Origin of the sequence: Acidovorax sp. Root219 (assembly GCF_001428665.1) — a bacterium.
Taxonomy (GTDB): Bacteria; Pseudomonadota; Gammaproteobacteria; order Burkholderiales; family Burkholderiaceae_C; genus Acidovorax.
Genome location: NZ_LMIJ01000011.1, coordinates 672,401 through 692,374, shown reverse-complemented (window position 1 = coordinate 692,374; position 19,974 = coordinate 672,401). Strand labels below are relative to the sequence as shown.

Sequence of the window (19,974 nt, the reverse complement as noted above, 5' to 3'; positions counted from 1 at the left end):
CCATTTTTGTCAGGTCTAGGCGGTCGCGCGGCTGGCACGGCGCTGCCAGAGCTTGCCGCCACCCACCACCAGAATGGCGCCCAATGCCGCAGCCACATAGTGCAGCGAAGGATGCGCCGCCACCAGGCCCTGCAAAGCCGTATCGCCAGCAATGGTCTCGCCCGCCACCCAGCCGATGAGGGCCGCGCCCAGCACCACGATCACCGGGAAACGCTCCATCAGCTTGATCATCATCGTGCTGCCGAACACCACCAGCGGAATGCTGATGGCCAGGCCCAGGACCAGCAACAGGGTGCTGCCCTGTGCGGCAGCAGCCACGGCGATCACGTTGTCCAGGCTCATGACCAGATCGGCCACCAGAATGGTACGGACTGCGGCCATCAGGCTCCCATAGGTCTTGGATTCGCCTTCGTCCTCGTCACCATCGCTGAGCAGCTGGAAGCCGATCCACAGCAGCAGGCAGCCGCCCACGATCTGCAGGAAGGACAGGGCCAGCAGCTTGGCTGCCACCACTGTGAGCAGCACGCGCAGCACCACCGCTGCGCCGGAGCCCCAGAACACTGCCTTGCGTTGCTGCTCGGGTGGCAGCGAGCGTGCCGCCAGGGCGATCACCACTGCGTTGTCACCCGAGAGGATGATGTTGATCCAGACGATCTTGATCAGGCCGATCCAGAAGTCGGCACCTTGCAGAAATTCCATTGTCGATGACTCCACTGTTATGAATGCAAGAAGCGCCCGGAACCGGGGTTCCGGGCGCTTCTCTTTTTTGGAGCGGCCAGTGTATCGGGCGCTTGCGCCCGATGCGTCCGTAATTGTGCTTACGGACGGGTGTGCTTACTTCAGCTGGGCCTTGAGCAGCTTGCCCAGTTCCGAGGGGTTGCGCGTGATGATGAAGCCGGACTCTTCCATGATGGCCAGCTTGGCATCGGCCGTGTCGGCACCACCGGAGATCAGGGCGCCGGCGTGGCCCATGCGCTTGCCGGGAGGCGCGGTCACGCCAGCGATGAAGCCCACGATAGGCTTTTTCATGTTGGCCTTGCACCACTGGGCGGCTTCGGCTTCATCGGGTCCGCCGATTTCGCCGATCATGATCACGGCATCGGTGTCCGGATCGTCGTTGAAAGCCTTCATCACGTCGATGTGCTTCAGGCCATTGATGGGGTCGCCACCAATGCCCACGGCGCTCGATTGGCCCAGGCCCACTTCGGTCAGCATGGCCACGGCTTCGTACGTCAGCGTGCCGGAGCGGCTCACGACGCCGATGCGGCCCTTGCGGTGGATGTGGCCGGGCATGATGCCGATCTTGATTTCGTCGGGCGTGATCAGGCCGGGGCAGTTGGGGCCCAGCAGCAGCGTGCGCTTGCCGCCGGCGGCTTCCTTGGCCTTCATCTTGTTGCGCACTTCGAGCATGTCGCGCACCGGGATGCCTTCGGTGATGCAGATGGCCAGGTCCAGGTCGGCCTCGACGGCTTCCCAGATGGCGGCAGCAGCGCCTGCGGGCGGCACGTAGATCACCGACACGGTGGCGCCGGTCTGCGATGCGGCTTCCTTGACGGAGGCGTAGATCGGGATGTTGAAGATCGACTCGCCGGCCTTCTTGGGGTTCACGCCCGCCACGAAGGCGTTCTTGCCGTTCGCGTATTCCTGGCACTTTTCAGTGTGGAACTGGCCGGTCTTGCCCGTGATGCCCTGGGTGATGACCTTGGTGTCTTTGTTGATGTAGATCGACATGTGTGTTCTCCGGGCTTACTTGACGGCAGCAACGATCTTGGTCGCAGCTTCGGCCATGGTGTCTGCGGCGATGATGGGCAGGCCAGACTCGGCCAGCATCTTCTTGCCCAGCTCTTCGTTGGTGCCCTTCATGCGCACGACCAGCGGCACGTTCAGGTTCACGGCCTTGCAGGCCGTGATCACGCCGGTGGCGATGGTGTCGCACTTCATGATGCCGCCGAAGATGTTGACCAGGATGCCTTCGACCTTGGGGTTCTTGAGCATGATCTTGAAGGCTTCGGTGACCTTCTCGGGGGTGGCACCGCCGCCCACGTCCAGGAAGTTGGCCGGCTCGCCGCCGAACAGCTTGATGGTGTCCATGGTGGCCATGGCCAGGCCGGCGCCGTTGACCAGGCAGCCGATGTTGCCGTCCAGGCTGATGTAGGCCAGGTCGAACTTGGAGGCTTCCACTTCGGCCGGATCTTCTTCGTCCAGATCGCGGAAGGCCACGATTTCAGGATGGCGGAACAGCGCGTTGGCGTCGAAGTTGAACTTCGCGTCCAGTGCCATCAGGTTGCCCTTGGAGTCGCAGTTCAGCGGGTTGATTTCCACCAGCGACGCATCGGTGTCCATGTAGCACTTGTAGATCTTCGCGAAGATGTCTACGGCCTGGTCAATGGAAGCGCCGGTCAGGCCAATGGCTGCGGCAACCTTCTTGCTTTGCTCGACGGTGATGCCGGTCAGGGGATCGATCATCTCGGTGATGATCTTCTCGGGCGTGGAGTGGGCCACTTCCTCGATGTCCATGCCGCCTTCGCTCGAAGCGATCAGCGCGACCTTCTGCGTGCCGCGGTCGGTGACCAGCGAGACGTACAGTTCGTTCTTGATGTCGGCACCGTCTTCGATGTACAGGCGGCGGACCTTCTGGCCTTCGGGGCCGGTCTGGTGCGTCTTGAGCTGCATGCCCAGAATTTCGCCAGAAATGCGCTTGACGTCGTCAATGGTCTTGGCGACCTTGACGCCGCCGCCCTTGCCACGGCCACCGGCGTGGATCTGGGCCTTGACGACCCACACGGGGCCGCCGAGTTTCTGGGCTGCTTCGACGGCTTCTTGCACCGTGAACGCGGGAATGCCACGCGGAACGGGCACACCAAAATTGCGCAAGATTTCCTTGCCTTGGTATTCGTGAATCTTCATGAGGTCTCTCTCAGGGAAGGGTGGTAGTTACCCGTTTACCATGAACAGTTGTCTGGCCGCGGGCTTGGGACATGGCAACCGACGACTGTATCATGCTGCGACGCACCATCCCCTGTGCCTAACACGTACAGCATTGGCGTCCATCCATTCTTACCCCCGGCAGTCCACGCTGCCAGACCAGCAGGAGCACCCCATGTCCAGAGTCTTTATCGATGGCGAAGCCGGCACCACGGGCCTGCAGATCCGTGAACGCCTGCAGGCCATGCCCGAGGTCGAGCTGGTCAGCATTGCACCCGAATTGCGCAAGGACCCGGCCGCCAAGCGCGATCTGATCGCGGGCGTGGACTTGGTCGTGCTGTGCCTGCACGACGACGCCGCGCGCGACACCGTGGCCATGGTGGACGGCATCGAGCAATCCACCGGCCGCAAGATCAAGATCATCGACGCGAGCACCGCGCACCGCACCGCGCCCGGCTGGGTCTTCGGTTTCCCCGAGCTGGCCGCCGGCCAACCCGAGGCCGTGGCCGCCGCGACCCGCGTGGCCAATCCCGGCTGCTATGCCACCGGCGCCATCGCGCTGCTGCGCCCCCTGGTCGATGCCGGGCTGATTCCTGCCGACTTTCCCCTGGCACTCCCCTCTGTCAGCGGCTATTCGGGTGGCGGGCGCACCATGATCGAGGCCTACCAGAAGGGCGAAGCGCCGCTGTTCGAGCTGTACGCCCTGGGCCTGGCGCACAAGCACCTGCCGGAGATCATGCACTACACCGGCATCACCCGCCGGCCCATCTTCGTGCCCTCGGTCGGCAACTTCGAGCAAGGCATGCTGGTGCAACTGCCCCTGCACCTGGACACGCTTCCCGGCGCGCCCAAGGCGAGCGACCTGCACGACGCCCTGGCCGCGCACTACGCCAAGAGCAACACCCCCGAGCAGTGGGTCAGCGTGCTGCCCGCCACGGCCGACGGCAAGCTCGACGCCCTGGCGCTCAACAACAGCAACAAGCTGGAGCTGCGCGTGTTCGCCAACGAAACCTACCGCCACGCGGTGCTGGTGGCGCGCCTCGATAACCTGGGCAAGGGTGCCAGCGGCGCCGCAGTGCAAAACCTCAAGCTGATGCTGGGTCTGTGATTTTCTGCACGCCGGGCGGGCCAGGCACGGCCCGCGCCATGGCGTGCATGACAACCAGCCACCCATAATCTCGCCACACCGGGCACTTGCCCCGGTGAGCGAAAGGGCTGGCATGAAGACATCTCCATGGTGGGTGGCTGCGGCCCCGCTGGCAGCCCTGGCCGGGCCCGTAGCGGCCCAGACCCGGGTACCGGCTCAGGACCTCAAGGGCCTGACGGACCCTGCCGGACTCAAGCGCTACGCCGGCGCGGTGCTGCTGTACCGCGATGATGCCGCCTACGATGAACTGCGTTTCCCCGCCGCCAAGGTGGTCAGCCAGAGCGACGACAAGCTGGTGGCGCCGCGCAGCCTGGACCGCGCCGGCCAGCGCACCGCGCTGCAGTACGTGGCGCCCGCCGGCCGCTCCTCGCTCGAAGTGTTGCGCGGTTACCAGCAGGAGCTCAAGGCCGCCGGCTTCGAGACCGCCTTCGAATGCGCAGGCGATGCCTGCGGCGGCTCCAACATCTTTGCCTACAGCCTGCCGCGCTCCCTGCTGCCCGGCGGCTGGGCCGGCAAGGTGGGCGACAACAGCCCCGCCGCCTGCGCCTCGGGTACCCTGGCCGACCTGCGCTACGCCCTGCTCGACAACAAGGCCACCGGAGTGGGCATGGCAGTGATGACCTGGAACCCCGACATCACCTCGGCCTACTGCGACGAGAAAGAGTTCCAGAAGCGCACCACCATCACCGTGGTGCGCGTGGAACCCAAGGCGCGCGAACAGCAGATGGAAACGCTGTCGTCGAGCGAGATCGCCAAGGGGCTCGATGCCAACGGCAAGGTCGCCATCTACGGCATCCTGTTCGACACCGGCAAGGCGGACATCAAGCCTGACAGCAAGGCATCGCTGGACCAGATCGGCACGTTGCTCAAGCAGCAGGCCGGCCTGAAGCTCCATGTGGTGGGCCACACCGACAACGCCGGCAACCTGCCTGCCAATATCGACCTGAGCCGCCGCCGCGCCGATGCCGTGGCCGCAGCGCTGGCCAGGGACTACGGCATTGCCCGCGACCGGCTCACCGCCAACGGGGTGGCCAGCCTGGCACCCGTGGCTTCCAACGGGTCCGACGCAGGGCGCGCCAGGAACCGGCGCGTGGAGCTGGTTCTCCAGTAGCGCATCCACTTTGCGCCCCAGGGCTCGCGCCCGACTTCAGACCTCTTCGTCGTCCCCGACACCGCGCACCACCCGGTGCACGACGTCGCCCGAAAAGCCCCGCGCCATCAGGAAGCGCACCTGCTTTGCCCGCGCCTGAGGGTCGGCAGCGGGCTCGCCAAAACGGCGGCGCCACACCTCGCGGGCGCGCGCCAGTTCCGTGTCCTGCAACTGCGCCAGGGCCTGCTGCACCACCTCGCCGCCCACGCCCTTGGCCTGCAGCTCCTGGCGGATGCGCGCAGCACCCATGCGGCCGGCACGCAGGTTCACGACCGAGGCCACCACGCGCTCCTCGCTGATGAAGTCCTTCTCCTCCAGTTCGGCCAGCACCGCATCCAGGTCCTCGCCCTCCTGCACATGCGGGCGCAGCTTGCGCAGCAGTTCGGCGCGTGAATGCTCGCGCTGGCCCAGCAGCCGCAGTGCGCGGCCTTTGAGGGAAAGGGTGGCAAAGCCCATGGGTTTCGATCCGCAGGTGAACGACAGGTGGATGGGACGGCGAAGTCGCAAACGACAACGGCCACCGCTCCGTGCAGGAGCGATGGCCGCCATCGTCTGCGGCAAAGGCTGCCGATGACAGCCTTTGCCTGGCGATGCTCAATGCATCACTCTTCGGATGCAGCCGGGGCCGCCGCCTGCAGTGCGTCGGGCAGGAGCGCAATGCCCAGGCCTTCACGCACCTTGTTCTCGATCTCGCGGGCGAGGTCGGGGTTCTCGCGCAAGAACTCGCGCGCGTTGTCACGGCCCTGGCCGATCTTCTCGCCGTTGTAGGCATACCAGGCGCCCGACTTCTCGACGATCTTGGCGGTCACGCCCATGTCGATGATCTCGCCCTCACGGCTGATGCCCTCGCCGAAGAGGATGTCGAACTCGGCCGTCTTGAAAGGCGGGCTCACCTTGTTCTTGACCACCTTGACCTTGGTTTCGTTGCCAATGGCTTCGTCGCCCTTCTTGATGGTGCCGGTGCGGCGGATGTCCAGGCGCACCGAGGCGTAGAACTTGAGCGCATTGCCGCCGGTGGTGGTTTCGGGGCTACCGAACATCACGCCGATCTTCATGCGGATCTGGTTGATGAAGATGACCATGCAATTGGTCTTCTTGATCGTGGCCGTCAGTTTGCGCAGCGCCTGGCTCATCAGGCGGGCCTGCAGGCCGGGCAGGGCATCGCCCATTTCGCCTTCGATTTCGGCCTTGGGCGTGAGTGCGGCGACCGAGTCGATGACGATCAGGTCCACGGCGCCCGAGCGCACCAGGCTGTCCACGATCTCGAGCGCTTGCTCACCGGTGTCGGGCTGGCTGATCAGCAGGTCGGACAACTGCACACCCAGCTTCTGGGCGTACTGCACGTCCAGGGCGTGCTCGGCGTCCACGAAGGCGCAGGTGCCGCCTTGCTTTTGCATCTCGGCAATCACCTGCAGCGTGAGCGTGGTCTTGCCCGAGGATTCCGGGCCGTAGATCTCGACCACCCGGCCACGTGGCAGGCCGCCCACGCCCAGCGCGATGTCCAGGCCCAGCGATCCGGTGGAGACGACCTGGATGTCCTCGATCACCTCGCCTTCGCCTAGGCGCATGATGGTGCCCTTGCCGAACTGCTTCTCGATCTGGGCGAGCGCAGCCGCCAGCGCCTTGGCCTTTTCGGTGTTGACGGGGAGGGCGGGGTTGGTGCCTTTGACTGCGACGTCCATGAGAAAACTCCTTGAGAAACAACGGGTTGGGTGTTTGCACTTCGTCTGCAATTAACTACAGGCTGGATGCTTGAACAGTAGTTTATGCGAGCCATTGAATCCCATCAATGCACTATTTAGTCAGTTTGCCTGACAATACTGCATGCCTGATTCTTCGTCCCTTGCCGCATCCACTCCGATGGAAGACGGCTGGCGCCAGACCCACCTGGGCCGCCTGCTCGGCCACGCCATGCGCCGCTTCGATGCCCAGGTGCTGCAGCTCATGGCGCGCAATGTGGAGGTGCCGCTGGCCCTGTCCAACCTGGCGGCGCGCGACCAGGTGAGCGCGGCGCACGTGCACATCACGCGCCACCTGGCGCTGCAGGGCGACCGCCTGACCGACCTGGCCCAGCGTGCCGGCATGACCAAGCAGGCCATGGCCACCCTGGTGGACCAGTGCGAGGCCTGGGGCCTGGTCACGCGCGAGGCGGACCCGCTGGATGCACGCGCGCGGCGCGTGTGCTTCACGCCCACCGGCCTGGCCTGGCTGCAGGCCTTTCGCGATGCGGTGGCCCAGGCCGAAGCCGAGTTCCGGGCCGAGGTGGGCAGGGACGTGGCCACGGTGGTGGCCATCGGGCTGGAAGCCTACGCCAGTGGCGACACGACGGGTGACGGCGCCAGCCGCAGGGACAGCGCCAGGGGCTGAGGACAGGAACCTGTTCAGGCAGGTGGCGTGGGCATGCCCGAAGGTTCGGCACAGGCCAGCAGCCATTGGCGGAACTGCTGCAGGGTCTGCAGCTGGTTGCGCCCCTCGGGGTAGCAGAACCAATAACCGACTTCGCTTTGGTAGCCGCAGCCGGGCAGCGGTTCGCGCACCAGGCCGCTGGTGATCTCGTCCTGCACCAGGCAACGCGGCACCAGCGCCAGGCCCATGCCGGCCATCACCGCGCGGATCATGGACTGGAACTGGTCGAACTGCGGACCGGCCAGCGGATTGAGCCCCTGCACGCCATGCGTTTCGCTCCAGCGCAGCCAGGCCTCGGGCACCGTAACGTGGCGCAGCAAGGTGTGGCGCGCCACGTCGCGCGGACTGTCGATGGCCCAGTCCGCCACGCGGGTGCGCGGCGCGATCAGCGCCACGTCCTGCCCCGTCAGGTAGTGGGCATGCGCGCCAGGCCAGTGGCCATCGCCGAAGAGGATGGCGCAGTCGAGCTCGGGCCGCTCGAAGTTGTAGCTGTGCACATAGGGCACGAAGTGCAGCGTGACCTGCGGGTGCTGCTGCTGGAACTGCGGCAGCCGAGGAATGAGCCACTTGGCAGCGAAGGTGGGCAGGCTCGACAGGTGCAGCGCGCCGCCGCCGTCGTCGCTGGTGATCAGCTCCAGCGTTGCGGCTTCGAGCTGGGCCAGCACGGCCCGCACGGCCTTTTCGTAGCGCTCCCCGGCAGGCGTGAGCGCCAGGCGCTTGCGGCTGCGCTCGAACAGCGGCACACCCACCCAGCCCTCCAGTTCCTTGACCTGCTTGCTCACTGCGCTCTGCGTCAGGTGCAGCGCTTCGGCCGCGCGCGAGACGCCACCGAACCGGGTCACGGTGGAAAAGGCCCGCAGCAGATGCAGGGGCGGTGAAAGGCGTCGGAGAGAAGACATCGTAAGTTCTCAAATCATTCCATATCGGAATGTTATCAGGCACATCCATTGCTTGGTAGTGGACACCGGATCATGTAATCTCAAACCCCCTTCATAGGAAAACCGCACATGAAACGCCGTCACCTGCTCACCACCCTGGCTGCTGCATCTTTCATTCCTGGAATGTCCTTTGCCCAAGAAGGCAAGCCCCTGCGCATCGTCGTGCCCTTTCCGCCCGGCGGCGCCACCGACATCACCGTGCGCGCCCTGCAGGAGTCGCTCACCCGCATCCTCAAGCAGCCTGTGGTGCTGGACAACCGTGCCGGCGCAGGCGGCTCGATCGGCATGGCCGAAGTGGCGCGCGCCCCGGCCGACGGTCTCACGCTGGGCGTGGCCACCCTGTCCACCCACGGTGTGAACCCTGCCGTCTACAGCAAGCTGCCCTACAACCCGCTCAAGGACTTCGTGGGCGTGACCGAGATCGTCAAGGCCCCCGGCGTGGTCGTGGTGAACCCCGCCGCACTGCCCGTGAAGGACTTCGCCGACCTGGTGAAGTACCTCAAGGCCAACCCCGGCAAGGTGTCGTTCGCAACGCCCGGCAACGGGACCATCGGCCACATGTGGGGCGAGCTGTTCAAGAGCAGCACGGGCACCTCCATGGTGCACATCCCCTACCGTGGTGCAGGCCCGGCCATCAACGACGTGCTGGCCGGCCAGGTGGCCGTGTATTTCGACCAGGTGGCCTCGTCGCTGCCGCACATCAAGTCGGGCAAGCTCAAGGCGCTGGCGGTCTCGTGGCCCACGCGGCTGGACGTGCTGCCGGACGTCCCCACCTACGCCCAACTGGGCTTGGCCAACAACAACGATCCCTCGTGGTTCGGCCTGGTGGCCCCCGCAGGCACGCCCGCCGCTGCCGTGGACCGCATCCAGCAGGCCGTGGCACAGGCACTGCAGGAGCCCGCCGTGCGTGAGCGCCTGGCCGGCCAGGGCCTGTACCCCTCGGGCACCACGCCCAAGGAGTTCTCGGCCCAGCTGGTGCGCGAGATCGACAAGATGAAGCGCGTGGCCGCCTACGCCAAGATCGCGCTCGACTGAGAACACCCCACCGGCCCCTGGACAAAGGGGGCCGACCAAGGCCACAGCCGGCGGGACTGCGAAATCCTTTCAGGGATAACCATAGTCTCCAACCGGTCCGGGCGGCTAGGCCAGCCGCCCCTTATTGCGCACACTCTGCCTATGCATGCCGCTTTGAAACTGATCAATCGACGATTCCAGCAGGCCCAGCCCGGTGCCACCGGTTCCCCCGGCACTCCGCTGGCGCCTGCGGCAACCTTCACCTACCTGCCCGGCACTACCGCCCTGGTGCTCGACTCGCCGCACAGCGGCACCCGCTACCCCGACGACTTCGGATCTGCCTGCGACCTGCCCACGCTGCGCCGCGCCGAAGACACCCATGTCGAGAAGATCTACGACTTCGCCCCTGCGCTGGGCGTGGCCTGGGTGGAAGCCCATTTCCCGCGCATCTACCTCGATGCCAACCGCGACACCACCGAACTCGACACCACGCTGCTCGACGGTGAGTGGACGGAACCCATCTCCACCGACCCCCGCGTGCTCTCCAAGGTGCGCCTGGGCAAGGGCCTGATCTGGAAGTTCACGGACGAGGGCGAGCCCATCTACAACCGGCTGCTGGGCGTTGACGAGGTGCGGGCCCGCATCGACCGCTGCTGGCGGCCCTACCACGGCGCCGTGCAGCAGGCCATCGAGGCCGCGCATGCACGCCACGGCTACAGCATCCACATCAACTGCCACTCCATGCCCGCCGTGGCCGCCAGCCATGCCACCGATTTCCCGGGCCTGGTGCATGCCGACTTCGTGGTCGGCGACCGCGACGGCAGCACCGCCAGCCCCGCCCTCTCGGCCCTGGTGTGCGAGCACCTGCGCGAGCGCGGCTACAGCGTGGAGCACAACCACCCTTACAAGGGCGTGGAACTGGTGCGCCGCTACAGCAACCCTGCTGGCCAGCGCCACAGCATCCAGCTGGAGATCAACCGCAGGCTGTACATGGACGAGACCACCCTGGCCCAGCACCCCGAGGGCATGGCGCGGCTGCGCGCCGACCTGCGCGCGCTGGTGGACCGGCTACTGACCACCGATCCGCGCTGACAGCGGCTCAGGCCATCAGCGCCGCAACGCTGTCGAACAGCAGTGCCATGCTGTCCGGCGTGGTGGTGTTGGAATGGGCCAGGCCCGCACCTGATCCGTCCAGCGCCACGATCGAAAGTGCCTCGAACCCACCGATCGCGCCCGAATGCAACAGCCAGTTGGCCCCGTGTCGGGCTTGCACGACCCATCCGAGGGAATAGTTGCCAGTCGTGGCGTGCGCCATCTCCAGCAGCTCCCGCACATAGCCCGGCGGCAGGGGCGTCGCTTCACCGCGCAGGGCCCGGAGGTGCCATTGCAGCCACACGGCATCGTCCCGGACCCGCAGGCTCACGCCACCGGCGGGGTCCAGCAGCCCCAGCCAGGCCTGCTCCATTCCCTCGCGCAGCGCCAGGGGCTGCAAACGCCGCCCCTGCCCCGCATGGCCCGCTGGCTGGTTGGGGCCCTGGCGCAGCGGGGCGCCCACGAAAAGAGACAGGCCCAAGGGCTTCGCCAAGCGCAGTTCCAGCAAGGTGCTCCAGTCCTGCCCCGTCGCGCTGGCCAGCATGCGGGACACCAGGATATAACCGGCGTTGGAATAGACATAGCCTGGAATCTCCCCGGTAGCACGCACAGGCGGCTGCTGCAGCAACCAGCGCAGGAAGAAAGCCTGCATATCGGCTGGCTGCTGCAGACCGGCCAGTGCCTCGTCGCCGGCATGCTGTTCGAAGGCATCGATATCCGCCTGGTCCGTGAAGGCCATGACACCTGCCCGGTGGCCCAGCAGGTCCCTCAGGGTAACGCTGCGGTACACCGGTAGGGCCTCGCGGGCCAGCTCGGGCAGCACCTGCGCCAGCGTGCTGTCCCAGCGCAGCAGCCCCTGGTCGACCACACTGGCGGCCACGCAGGCCGTCATGGCCTTGGTGTTGGAGCCGATGGCCATCAAGTCGCCCGGTTCCAGCAGAGCGCTGTCCCCCAGGCGGCGCAACCCGGCCACTGCCGTGCGGATCTCGCGGGCATCGGCCCAGCCCATGGCCACGCCGACCAGGCCCTCCGACACCAGATCACTGGCGCGGGACTGCAGGCGCACCTGCTCCGGATCGAGCGGGTCACCACTACCGCCGCCGCCGCAGGCGCTAAGCAGGGCGCCCAGCCCCACGGTGGCCAGCCACTGGCGGCGATGGAGAGCGGCACTTGGCGCAGCGGAAGGGGTCTTAAGGTTCATGGCATCTCGTGCAAAAAAGAAGATGCCCGATTGTTGGAAGCCGAACCTTTGGCTCAGCCAAAGGCCATGGGCCAGCGCAGCGTGAAGCCCGCGCCGCGCCCATGCAGGCCTGGCCCCAGGGTGACGCTGCCACCCAGTTGCCCCAGCGCCTGGCGCGCAATGGTGAGCCCCAGGCCCGAGCCACTTCTGCCCGCATGCGGCGAGCGCCAGAAGCGCTCGAACACCTGTGCCTGCTCGTCCACACCGATGCCCGGCCCGTCGTCGGCGATCCACACCACCACCTCCTGGCCCTGCTGCATGACCCGCACCAGCACTTCGCGCCCCGCCCCAGGCCCGCATCCATGCCGCAAGGCGTTGTCCAGCACATTGCCCAGCGCCGACCACAGCAACTGGCGGTCAAGCGGCAGAACCCAGCGGTCCGGCCCCTCCAGCGACAGCTCCACCCCCAGGTCGTCCGCACAGCGGCTGCGCTCGGCTACACCGTCCTGAAGCAAAGCCACGAGGTCCAGCGGAGTGGTCTGCGGGAGGGGGGATTCCTCCAGCGCAGCCAGAGTGAGCAACTGCTCACTCAGGTGTGCAGCGCGCTGCAGGGCGCGCACCAACGCCTCGGCGGCCTGGTCCCGCACCGGCCCCTCTGGCGCTTGCAGCAAAACGTGGGCCTGGGCGGCGATCACCGCCATGGGTGTGCGCAGTTCGTGGGCCGCGTCATGCACCAGGGCCTTCTCGCGCGCCAGGTGCGCACGCAACCGCTCGAGCAAGGCGTCGAACGATTGGGCCAGCCCCTGCAACTCCCGCTCGCGGGGCAGGCCCTGCAAGGGCCTCAGGTCCTGTGCCGAGCGTGCAGCGATCTGGGCCCCGAGCCGCTCCAGCGGGCGCAGGCCGGTGCGCACGGCCAGCCACAGCGGAAGGCACACCAGCGGAAACGCCAGCAGCACCGACATGGCCAGATCTTCCCCGATGAAGCCCAGCAGGCGCGCATCCGGCAGCCGCGGCTCGGCCACCAGCACGCGCCAATCGCCAGCCGATTCCCAGGCCGCCCAGTGCGGCCGCCCGGCAATCTCCATCTGCGCATGGCCCGAAGGTCCTGCCAGGGGCACCGCCGCAACCTCGGCCGAGCTGCTGTGCAGCAGTTGCCCATGCGTGTCCTGCAGTTGCATGAGCAGCACGTCGCCCTGTAGCAGCGCCGTGCCGCTGCGCATGGCGTTGAGGGTCTGGGCCATGCCGCTCACGAGGGCACGCGCCTCGGCGCCATCGGGCATGGCACGCAGCGGGGACGCCAGGCCTTGTGCCAGCTGGTGCACCCCGGGGTTGGCGTCCATCGCTGCATAGTGTCGGTGGGCCTCCTGGGCCAGCAGCACCAGCCACACCAGGGCCATGGCCGCCAGCAAGGCCAGCAGTGTCCGGCGCGTGAGGCTGGGGCCCCACCAGCGTTGCTGCAGCACAGGCCTCGTCATGGCTGCAGCCGGTAACCCACGCCGCGCACGGTCGCGATGCGCTCCCCACCGATCTTCTTGCGCAGGTTGGAGACGTGCACCTCCAGCGTGGCGGCGTCCAGGGCGTCGCCCAGCGGTTCCAGGCGCTGGGCCAGCACGTTCTTGGCGATCACCGTACCGGGCTCCCGCGCCAGCTCCAGCAGCAGCCGGAACTCGCGCGGCGACAGGGCCAGCGGCACCTCCTGCAGCCAGGCCTCGTGCCGGCGCGGCGCAATCCTCAGAGCGCCCAGCGTCCATTCGCCATGGGTCTGCCGGGCGCTGCGGCGCAGCAGCGCATGCAGCCGCGACAGCAGCTCGGGCACGTGGAAGGGCTTGAGCACGTAGTCGTCGGCCCCGCCGTCCAGGCCATCGATCCGGTCCTGCAGCGCCGTGCGGGCCGTGATCACGATCACGGGCAGCGCCATGCCGGCGCGGCGCCAGCGGCGCAGCAGCACCATGCCATGGCCATCGGGCAGGGTCAGGTCGAGCAGCACGGCGTCCACCTCGTCGGCATCGGGCACGGGCGGCGTCGCCGCCGCGCTGCGCAGCCACTGCACGGTGAAGCCATCGAGCTGCAGGGCCTGCAGCAGCGCCTGTCCCAGGTCCAGGTCGTCTTCGATGAGCAGGATGTGCATGGCGCGCATTGTCCATGCGCCAGGCTTGCAACCAGCCAAAGGCCAGGGTGAACCGATGGCACGCCCTAGAATCCAACACACGACAAGGCCTGCCCACGGGCCACCCACCAGGAGACACCCGCATGCGCATTCTCATCGCCGAAGACGACCAGGTGCTGGCCGATGGCCTGCTGCGCACCCTGCGCAGCTCCGGCGCCGTGGTGGACCATGTGGCCAGCGGCAGCGAGGCCGATGCCGCGCTGCTGACCAACAACGAGTTCGACCTGCTGATCCTGGACCTGGGCCTGCCGCGCATGCATGGGCTGGAAGTGCTCAAGAAGCTGCGCAGCCGCGGCTCGGCGCTGCCGGTGCTGATTCTTACTGCGGCCGACAGCGTGGAGGAGCGCGTCAAGGGCCTGGATTTCGGGGCCGACGACTACATGGCCAAGCCCTTCAGCCTGCAGGAGCTCGAAGCCCGCGTGCGCGCCCTCACACGCCGCGGCATGGGTGGCACCAGCAGCGCCATCAAGCACGGCCCGCTGGTGTACGACCAGGCGGGCCGGGTGGCCACCATCGACGGCAAGATGGTGGAGCTGTCGGCGCGCGAGCTCGGCCTGCTGGAGGTGCTGCTGCAGCGCGCCGGGCGCCTGGTGAGCAAGGAGCAGTTGGTCGAGCGCCTGTGCGAGTGGGGCGAGGAAGTGAGCAACAACGCCATCGAGGTGTATATCCACCGCCTGCGCAAGAAGATCGAGCGCGGCCCGATCCGCATTGCCACGGTGCGCGGTCTGGGCTACTGTCTGGAAAAAATCCCAGGCTGACCCTTCCCCCGGCACTTGCAGCTCTTCACCCCACACCTTGAAAATCTTCCAGCGCGAGCAGCGCTCCCTGTTTGGCGAGATCCTGGACTGGATGCTCACCCCGCTGCTGCTGCTGTGGCCGGTTAGCCTGGCGCTGACCTGGCTGGTGGCCCAGGGCCTGGCCAACAAGCCCTTCGACCGCGCGCTGGAGTACAACGCCCACGCGCTGGCGCAGCTCGTGGGCATACAGAAGGGCACGGTGCAGTTCAACCTGCCCCAGCCCGCCAGCGAGATCCTGCGCGCCGACGATTCCGACGTGGTGTACTACCAGGTCAAGGGCGTGGGCGGCGAATTCCTCTCGGGCGAGCGCGAACTGCCAGCGCCCCCTTCCGACGAAGTGCCCATGCCCGGCGAGGTGCGCCTGCGCGATGCCGAGCTGCGCGGCATCGACATCCGCGTGGCCTACATCTGGGTGCGCCTGGCCCTCAAGGACAGCCCGCTGGCCCTGGTGCAGGTGGCCGAGACCCGTGAGAAGCGCAGCGTGCTGGCCACCGAGATCATCAAGGGCGTGATGCTGCCGCAGTTCGTGATCCTGCCGCTGGCCGTGCTGCTGGTCTGGCTGGCGCTGGCGCGCGGCATTCAGCCGCTGAACCAGCTGGAGCAGCGCATCCGCGCGCGCAACCCGGACGACCTCTCGCCGCTGGACGACCGCACCGTGCCGCTGGAAGTGGCGCCGCTGGTCGCCTCGGTGAACGACCTGCTCACGCGCCTGCACGACTCGCTGGCCACGCAAAAACGCTTTTTGGCCGATGCCGCCCACCAGCTCAAGACGCCTCTGGCGGGCCTGCGCATGCAGGCCGACCTGGCGCAACGCGAGGGCACCAGCACCGAAGAACTCAAGCGCTCGCTGCAGCAGATCGGCCGCTCCAGCATCCGCGCTACGCACACCGTCAACCAGCTGCTGGCCCTGGCACGCGCCGAAGGCAGCGGCGTGGGTTTTGCGCGCCAGCCCTGCGACCTGGCGCGCCTGGCCATCGAGGTGGTGCGCGACTCCGTGCCGCGCGCGCTCGAAAAGCACATCGACCTGGGCTACGACGGCGCCGAACCGGGCTCGCCCGGTGTCTGGGTGGACGGCAACCCGACTCTGCTCAAGGAGCTGGTGCGCAACCTGGTGGACAACGCGCTCAACTACACCCCGTCGACCCCCGACAGGCCCGGCGTGGTCACCGCGCGCGTGCTGGCCGACACCTTCGGCCGCGTGCTGCTGCTGCAGGTGGAGGACTCGGGGCCGGGCGTGCCCGAGTCCGAGCGCGACCTGGTGTTCCAGCCCTTCTACCGCGCGCTGGGCAGCGATGCGGACGGATCGGGCCTGGGCCTGCCCATCGTGCTGGAGATCGCGCGCAAGCACGGGGCCGAGGTGGTGCTCGAAGATGCCCACCCCGGCATGCAGCCGCCGGGGGCGCGCTTCAGCGTGCGCTTTGCGGCCAGCGAGCACGCGCCCGCCTGAAACCAGGGCCATCGGCCCGAGGCAGCAGCCGGAAGGACCGGTTTCAGGCATCATGAAATCCCGTTCTGCCGGATACCCCATGCCTGCTTCTCCCGCTTCGCCACCGCGCCGCTTTCGCAACACCGATGCGGGGGTCGTGATCGGCAACTTCCCCTGGTACGAGATGGCCTGGCGCTCGCTGCGCGGCGACTTCAAGCCCCGCTCCGAGCCCGCGGGGGGCTACGCGCGCTTCGTGCGCGACTGGACGCAGCCCGTGGACCATGCACTGCTGGCGCAAAGGCACGAGGCGCCGCTGGTCACCTGGCTGGGCCATGTCTCCATGCTGCTGCAGGTGGCGGGGCTGAACGTGCTGATCGACCCCACGCTGGCCAGCCATGCCGGTCCGCTGGGGCGCTTTGGCGCCCCGCGGCGCGTGCCGCCGCCGCTCACGCCCGAACAGTTGCCACGCATCGATGCGGTGCTGGTCTCGCACAACCACTACGACCACCTGTGCAGCGCCACCTTGAAGCGCCTGAGGGCAGCGGGGCAGAACCCGCGCTTCATAGTGCCCATGGGGCTCAAGGACTGGTTCGTGCAGCGCGGAATGGACAGCACCACCGAACTCGGCTGGTGGGAGTCCGTGGAGCTGGCGCCTGGCGTGCGCGTGCACTTCACTCCCGCCCAGCACTGGAGCCGCCGCAGCCTGAACGACACCAATGCCTCGCTCTGGGGCGGCTACCTGCTCGAGTGGAGCCGGCCCGATGCGGCAGGGCCCTGGCGCTTCCTGTTTCCGGGCGACACGGGCTACAGCGACGACTTCAAGGCCATCCGCCAGCGCATCGGTGCCGTCGATTTTCTGGCCCTGCCGATCGGCGCCTACCTGCCGCGCGACTTCATGAAGCCCATGCACGTGAACCCGGCCGACGCCGTGCAGCTGATGCTGGACGTGCAGGCGCGCCAGGCCATGGGCGTGCACTGGGGCACCTTTGCACTCACCCAGGAGGCCTTCGACCACCCGCCGCGCGACCTGGCCACTGCCCTGGCCGAGCGCGGCGTGCCCGCGGAGCGCGTGTGGCTGATGCGGCACGGCGAGACGCGGGCCATCCCGCTGTAGGTGCGGCACGACCGGGACATTCCTGCCAGGACTATGCTGAGTGCCAAACGTCGTTATCCACGGCGGCACCAACTCTCCAGAATGGGCCTTTCACTACCGACAAGGCCCCCGATGAAACGACGCACTCTGTTGGCCGGGGCATTCCCCATTCCATGGGCTGCAGGCCACGCATGGGCCCAATCCACGGCCGATACGCGCCCGGTGCGGCTGCTGGTTCCGTTTGCAGCGGGCGGTGCCACCGACATCACGGCACGCGCCATCGCCGGCCCGCTGTCGCAGCGGATGCAGCGGCCCATCACCGTGGAGAATCGCCCCGGCGCGGGGGGCGCCACCTGCATGACCGAGGTCGCGGCCGCCGCGCCCGATGGGCTGACACTGGGCATCGCCACGCTGTCCACGCACGGTGTCAACCCTGCGGTCTACCGCCACCTGCCCTACAACATCGACGCCTTCACGCCCATCACCGAAATCGTGAAGGCCCCCGGCGTGCTGGTGGTGCACCCCGACCTGCCGGCGCGGGATTTCGCGCAGTTCATCCGCTACGTGAAGGCGCAACCCGGCAAGGTGGCCTATGCCTCGCCCGGCAATGGCACCATCGGCCACATGTGGGGCGAGCTGCTCAAGAGCACCACCAACACCTTCATGACCCATGTGCCCTACCGGGGCGCGTCACCGGCGCTGGCCGACGTGGTGAGCGGCAAGGTACCCGTTTATTTCGACCAGGTGGCCTCCTCCCTGCCGCACATCCAGGCCGGCCGGCTGAGGGCACTGGCCGTGTCGTGGAAGGAGCGGCTGGCGGTGCTGCCCACGGTGCCCACCTATGCCGAGCTGAGCCTGTTTTCCAGCAACGACCCGTCGTGGTTCGGCCTGGTGGCGCCAGCGGGCATGCCAGCCGCCATGGCCAGGCAGTGGCGCGATGCCGTGGCCGCCGTGCTGCAGGAACCCAGCGTCAAGACCCAGCTGGCGGACCAGGGTCTCTTCGGCTCCGGCAGCCTGCCCGAGGAGTTCGGCGCGCAGATCCGCAAGGAAGTCGACAAGATGCGGCGCGTGAGCCGTTTCGCGCGCATCGTGCTGGACTGAAGGCCCTGGGATGGCACAGGCGCCATCCCAAAGCTACCCTACCGCCCGCACCGACATCAACGCCATGAAGAGGTAGCCATTGTCCGTGGGCGCCCGGTACACCCCGCGCGCACCGAGCACCTGCGCGGCCACGCCCGAAAGCTCCCAGCCGTCCGTCACGTCCGCATCCCAGCGGGGCACGGTCAGCGGCAGAAAGCCTTGGACCTCGCCCCACTCGCGCACCGCAGGGATGCGGGTGCTCACCTTGGCATGGTGGCTGAAGTTCGCCCAGGCCCAGAGCCAGGTGCCGCTGGCCTTGGAGACCGAGCCGATGAACTCGATGTCCGCCACGACCCGGGGAGCCCCCTCGTGCGAGAAGGTCAGCGTGCCTTGCGCCTGGTCGTAGTCCCAGCGCTCGAAGCGCGAGATGCCGTGGTCGGATTCGAGCGCCTGCTGCTTGTGCACCAGCGCATGGTGGGCATCGACCACCGCGTCTTCCCAGGCGTGCAGTTGCGGCTCGGGCATGGCGCCAATGCTCTGGGCCATGGAGCCCTGGTAGCAGTGGTGGCACAGGATCTTGAGGTCCAGACAGCCCTCGTTGCGGTCGTTCCACTCGCCGCCTTCCTTCACCAACTCGGCATTGCAAGTGGCGCACCAGGCGTCGGGGAAGGGGTAGTCGGCCTCGGGGGCGTCGCAGAACCAGCGCTGCGCGGGGTGGCGGTGCAGGTGCCCGCAGACATAGGTGGGCGTGGCTTCTCCGTGCTCGCCACATTGGATGGAAGAGGCTTCTTCGGTCATGGGATCAGGTTCGCAAAGGAAAAAGGGAACGGCATCGAGCGCCACCGCGTGCAGAGCCTGCAGGCGCCGGCAGCTCAGCTCAGCTGCAACTGCGCAGCGCCTTGCCGGCCAGTGCGCTGCGCAGCGTGTCGAGTTGCGAGCGCAGCGCATCGGTCACGGCGGGCAGGCGCAGCGTGAAGCCGGGGGTTTCGGTGCGCTCCTGGATCACCCGGGCGGTGCGCACGCCTTTTTCGCCCAGTGACGCCAGCTCGCGCTTGGCCGCGTCCTCCGTGGTGAAACGGCCCAGTGACAGGCCGATCTCCAGCGTGCCGCCGGGGCGGTCGAAGTCGACCTTGCGGGCACGCAACTCCGCGCGCTTCTTGTCCAGGGTCTCCTGGTCTTCGAAACGGCCCATGTAGACCATCCAGCGGGCCGGCGTGGGTGTCGATTCGAGCACCCAGCTGCCCTGGGGCAGAGCGGCTGCCGCCGTGCGCACGGCTTCGGCCTGCCGTTCGTCGAGCACGCCGGCCTGCAGGCATTCGGCCGCGGTGCCCGCGGGTGGCGTGGCCTCGGACACGGGAACTGGCGGGGCGGGGTTGGTCGGCCTGGCCCGCAGGATCTGCAAGGTGTCAGGGCGCAGCTGCTGGCCCATGCGCTGGGGCTCGCCCTCCTGCACTGGCGCAAAGCCCCATTCGCGCAGATGCCCCTGCGACCAGGCGTAGTAGCCGCCATTGGCCAACAGCAGGATCAGGATGAGAAGGCGCAGCATGCAGATCCTTCTT

20 protein-coding genes are annotated in these 19,974 nt (G+C 67.5%); 9 read left to right on the top strand and 11 right to left on the bottom strand.

The features are described 5' to 3' along the window. Positions 1-15 precede the first annotated feature (15 nt). From ASE28_RS13930 to sucC, 3 genes are all read right to left on the bottom strand, one after another. On the bottom strand, positions 16-699 hold the full coding sequence (locus ASE28_RS13930; protein ID WP_057267027.1) for a TerC family protein: 684 nt from the start codon (positions 697-699) through the stop codon (positions 16-18). 135 nt (positions 700-834) lie between these two features. Then, positions 835-1,731, bottom strand: a complete 897-nt coding sequence (gene sucD, locus ASE28_RS13925) for a succinate--CoA ligase subunit alpha (RefSeq protein ID WP_010464520.1) — start codon at positions 1,729-1,731, stop codon at positions 835-837. A gap of 15 nt (positions 1,732-1,746) precedes the next feature. Beyond that, entirely contained in the window at positions 1,747-2,907 is a 1,161-nt protein-coding gene (gene sucC, locus ASE28_RS13920) for an ADP-forming succinate--CoA ligase subunit beta (RefSeq protein WP_057200608.1), read from the bottom strand. 193 nt (positions 2,908-3,100) lie between these two features. Between sucC and argC the strand changes: the two genes are divergently transcribed. Together argC and ASE28_RS13910 are read left to right on the top strand one after the other, a co-directional pair. Next, positions 3,101-4,033, top strand: a complete 933-nt coding sequence (gene argC / locus ASE28_RS13915; protein ID WP_057267025.1) for an N-acetyl-gamma-glutamyl-phosphate reductase — start codon at positions 3,101-3,103, stop codon at positions 4,031-4,033. 112 nt (positions 4,034-4,145) lie between these two features. Next, positions 4,146-5,183: an OmpA family protein gene (locus ASE28_RS13910; protein WP_082608057.1), complete on the top strand. Its 1,038-nt coding sequence runs from the start codon at positions 4,146-4,148 to the stop codon at positions 5,181-5,183. Positions 5,184-5,219: 36 nt separating this feature from the next. On the opposite strand, the gene recX is transcribed toward ASE28_RS13910, so the two are convergent. Both recX and recA read right to left on the bottom strand, forming a co-directional pair. Beyond that, entirely contained in the window at positions 5,220-5,678 is a 459-nt protein-coding gene (gene recX, locus ASE28_RS13905; RefSeq protein ID WP_057267021.1) for a recombination regulator RecX, read from the bottom strand. Between the two features lie 146 nt (positions 5,679-5,824). Then, positions 5,825-6,904, bottom strand: coding sequence for a recombinase RecA (gene recA / locus ASE28_RS13900; RefSeq protein WP_057200604.1), 1,080 nt, complete (start codon positions 6,902-6,904; stop codon positions 5,825-5,827). A 142-nt stretch (positions 6,905-7,046) separates the two neighbouring features. On the opposite strand from recA, the gene ASE28_RS13895 reads away from it, so the two are divergent. Further along, the gene (locus tag ASE28_RS13895) at positions 7,047-7,589 is read left to right on the top strand and encodes a MarR family winged helix-turn-helix transcriptional regulator (RefSeq protein WP_057267019.1); all 543 of its coding nucleotides are present in this window, start codon (positions 7,047-7,049) and stop codon (positions 7,587-7,589) included. 14 nt (positions 7,590-7,603) lie between these two features. Here the strand turns inward: ASE28_RS13895 and ASE28_RS13890 are convergent, their stop codons facing one another. Continuing rightward, on the bottom strand, positions 7,604-8,527 hold the full coding sequence (locus ASE28_RS13890; RefSeq protein WP_057267017.1) for a LysR substrate-binding domain-containing protein: 924 nt from the start codon (positions 8,525-8,527) through the stop codon (positions 7,604-7,606). A 108-nt stretch (positions 8,528-8,635) separates the two neighbouring features. Between ASE28_RS13890 and ASE28_RS13885 the strand changes: the two genes are divergently transcribed. Continuing rightward, entirely contained in the window at positions 8,636-9,601 is a 966-nt protein-coding gene (locus ASE28_RS13885) for a tripartite tricarboxylate transporter substrate binding protein BugE (protein WP_057267015.1), read from the top strand. 141 nt (positions 9,602-9,742) lie between these two features. Next, positions 9,743-10,672, top strand: coding sequence for an N-formylglutamate amidohydrolase (locus ASE28_RS13880; RefSeq protein ID WP_057267013.1), 930 nt, complete (start codon positions 9,743-9,745; stop codon positions 10,670-10,672). A gap of 7 nt (positions 10,673-10,679) precedes the next feature. Here ASE28_RS13880 and ASE28_RS13875 read toward each other — a convergent pair whose 3' ends face one another. The 3 genes from ASE28_RS13875 to ASE28_RS13865 are packed head-to-tail and all read right to left on the bottom strand — an operon-like array spanning position 10,680 to position 13,980. Then, the gene (locus ASE28_RS13875; protein ID WP_057267011.1) at positions 10,680-11,873 is read right to left on the bottom strand and encodes a serine hydrolase; all 1,194 of its coding nucleotides are present in this window, start codon (positions 11,871-11,873) and stop codon (positions 10,680-10,682) included. A gap of 53 nt (positions 11,874-11,926) precedes the next feature. Beyond that, a complete protein-coding gene (locus ASE28_RS13870; protein ID WP_057267009.1) occupies positions 11,927-13,327 on the bottom strand; it encodes a HAMP domain-containing sensor histidine kinase in 1,401 nt (466 codons plus the stop codon). Then, on the bottom strand, positions 13,324-13,980 hold the full coding sequence (locus tag ASE28_RS13865) for a response regulator (RefSeq protein WP_057267305.1): 657 nt from the start codon (positions 13,978-13,980) through the stop codon (positions 13,324-13,326). Before ASE28_RS13865 ends, ASE28_RS13870 begins: the two co-directional genes overlap by 4 nt. Positions 13,981-14,102: 122 nt before the next feature. Here ASE28_RS13865 and ASE28_RS13860 point away from each other — a divergent pair, with 122 nt between their 5' ends. The 4 genes from ASE28_RS13860 (at position 14,103) to ASE28_RS13845 (ending at position 18,436) form a co-directional block, all read left to right on the top strand. Beyond that, positions 14,103-14,777 (top strand): response regulator transcription factor, encoded by a 675-nt coding sequence (locus ASE28_RS13860; protein ID WP_007860685.1) that lies wholly within the window; start codon positions 14,103-14,105, stop codon positions 14,775-14,777. A gap of 37 nt (positions 14,778-14,814) precedes the next feature. Continuing rightward, entirely contained in the window at positions 14,815-16,263 is a 1,449-nt protein-coding gene (locus ASE28_RS13855) for a sensor histidine kinase (RefSeq protein WP_057267007.1), read from the top strand. 79 nt (positions 16,264-16,342) lie between these two features. Beyond that, positions 16,343-17,356 carry an MBL fold metallo-hydrolase gene (locus ASE28_RS13850; RefSeq protein WP_057267005.1) on the top strand — a complete coding sequence of 338 codons (1,014 nt, stop codon included), beginning with the start codon at positions 16,343-16,345 and terminating at the stop codon, positions 17,354-17,356. Between the two features lie 111 nt (positions 17,357-17,467). Next, complete coding sequence (locus ASE28_RS13845; protein WP_057200597.1) at positions 17,468-18,436, top strand: tripartite tricarboxylate transporter substrate-binding protein; 969 nt, start codon at positions 17,468-17,470, stop codon at positions 18,434-18,436. Positions 18,437-18,469: 33 nt separating this feature from the next. On the opposite strand, the gene ASE28_RS13840 is transcribed toward ASE28_RS13845, so the two are convergent. After that, entirely contained in the window at positions 18,470-19,213 is a 744-nt protein-coding gene (locus ASE28_RS13840) for a DUF6882 domain-containing protein (RefSeq protein ID WP_057267004.1), read from the bottom strand. A 79-nt stretch (positions 19,214-19,292) separates the two neighbouring features. Then, positions 19,293-19,961 carry a hypothetical protein gene (locus tag ASE28_RS13835; RefSeq protein WP_057200595.1) on the bottom strand — a complete coding sequence of 223 codons (669 nt, stop codon included), beginning with the start codon at positions 19,959-19,961 and terminating at the stop codon, positions 19,293-19,295. Positions 19,962-19,974: the final 13 nt, after the last annotated feature.

What these genes read in the sequence shown, in the direction of transcription:
- ASE28_RS13890 (WP_057267017.1), bottom strand. Translation starts at nt 8,527, where the DNA reads ATGTCTTCTCTCCGACGCCTTTCACCGCCCCTGCATCTGCTGCGGGCC.
- ASE28_RS13835 (WP_057200595.1), bottom strand. Translation starts at nt 19,961, where the DNA reads ATGCTGCGCCTTCTCATCCTGATCCTGCTGTTGGCCAATGGCGGCTAC.
- sucD (WP_010464520.1), bottom strand. Translation starts at nt 1,731, where the DNA reads ATGTCGATCTACATCAACAAAGACACCAAGGTCATCACCCAGGGCATC.
- argC (WP_057267025.1), top strand. Translation starts at nt 3,101, where the DNA reads ATGTCCAGAGTCTTTATCGATGGCGAAGCCGGCACCACGGGCCTGCAG.
- ASE28_RS13910 (WP_082608057.1), top strand. Translation starts at nt 4,146, where the DNA reads ATGAAGACATCTCCATGGTGGGTGGCTGCGGCCCCGCTGGCAGCCCTG.
- ASE28_RS13840 (WP_057267004.1), bottom strand. Translation starts at nt 19,213, where the DNA reads ATGACCGAAGAAGCCTCTTCCATCCAATGTGGCGAGCACGGAGAAGCC.
- ASE28_RS13870 (WP_057267009.1), bottom strand. Translation starts at nt 13,327, where the DNA reads ATGACGAGGCCTGTGCTGCAGCAACGCTGGTGGGGCCCCAGCCTCACG.
- sucC (WP_057200608.1), bottom strand. Translation starts at nt 2,907, where the DNA reads ATGAAGATTCACGAATACCAAGGCAAGGAAATCTTGCGCAATTTTGGT.
- ASE28_RS13880 (WP_057267013.1), top strand. Translation starts at nt 9,743, where the DNA reads ATGCATGCCGCTTTGAAACTGATCAATCGACGATTCCAGCAGGCCCAG.
- ASE28_RS13860 (WP_007860685.1), top strand. Translation starts at nt 14,103, where the DNA reads ATGCGCATTCTCATCGCCGAAGACGACCAGGTGCTGGCCGATGGCCTG.
- ASE28_RS13875 (WP_057267011.1), bottom strand. Translation starts at nt 11,873, where the DNA reads ATGAACCTTAAGACCCCTTCCGCTGCGCCAAGTGCCGCTCTCCATCGC.
- ASE28_RS13895 (WP_057267019.1), top strand. Translation starts at nt 7,047, where the DNA reads ATGCCTGATTCTTCGTCCCTTGCCGCATCCACTCCGATGGAAGACGGC.
- ASE28_RS13865 (WP_057267305.1), bottom strand. Translation starts at nt 13,980, where the DNA reads ATGCACATCCTGCTCATCGAAGACGACCTGGACCTGGGACAGGCGCTG.
- ASE28_RS13930 (WP_057267027.1), bottom strand. Translation starts at nt 699, where the DNA reads ATGGAATTTCTGCAAGGTGCCGACTTCTGGATCGGCCTGATCAAGATC.
- recX (WP_057267021.1), bottom strand. Translation starts at nt 5,678, where the DNA reads ATGGGCTTTGCCACCCTTTCCCTCAAAGGCCGCGCACTGCGGCTGCTG.
- ASE28_RS13885 (WP_057267015.1), top strand. Translation starts at nt 8,636, where the DNA reads ATGAAACGCCGTCACCTGCTCACCACCCTGGCTGCTGCATCTTTCATT.
- ASE28_RS13850 (WP_057267005.1), top strand. Translation starts at nt 16,343, where the DNA reads ATGCCTGCTTCTCCCGCTTCGCCACCGCGCCGCTTTCGCAACACCGAT.
- ASE28_RS13845 (WP_057200597.1), top strand. Translation starts at nt 17,468, where the DNA reads ATGAAACGACGCACTCTGTTGGCCGGGGCATTCCCCATTCCATGGGCT.
- recA (WP_057200604.1), bottom strand. Translation starts at nt 6,904, where the DNA reads ATGGACGTCGCAGTCAAAGGCACCAACCCCGCCCTCCCCGTCAACACC.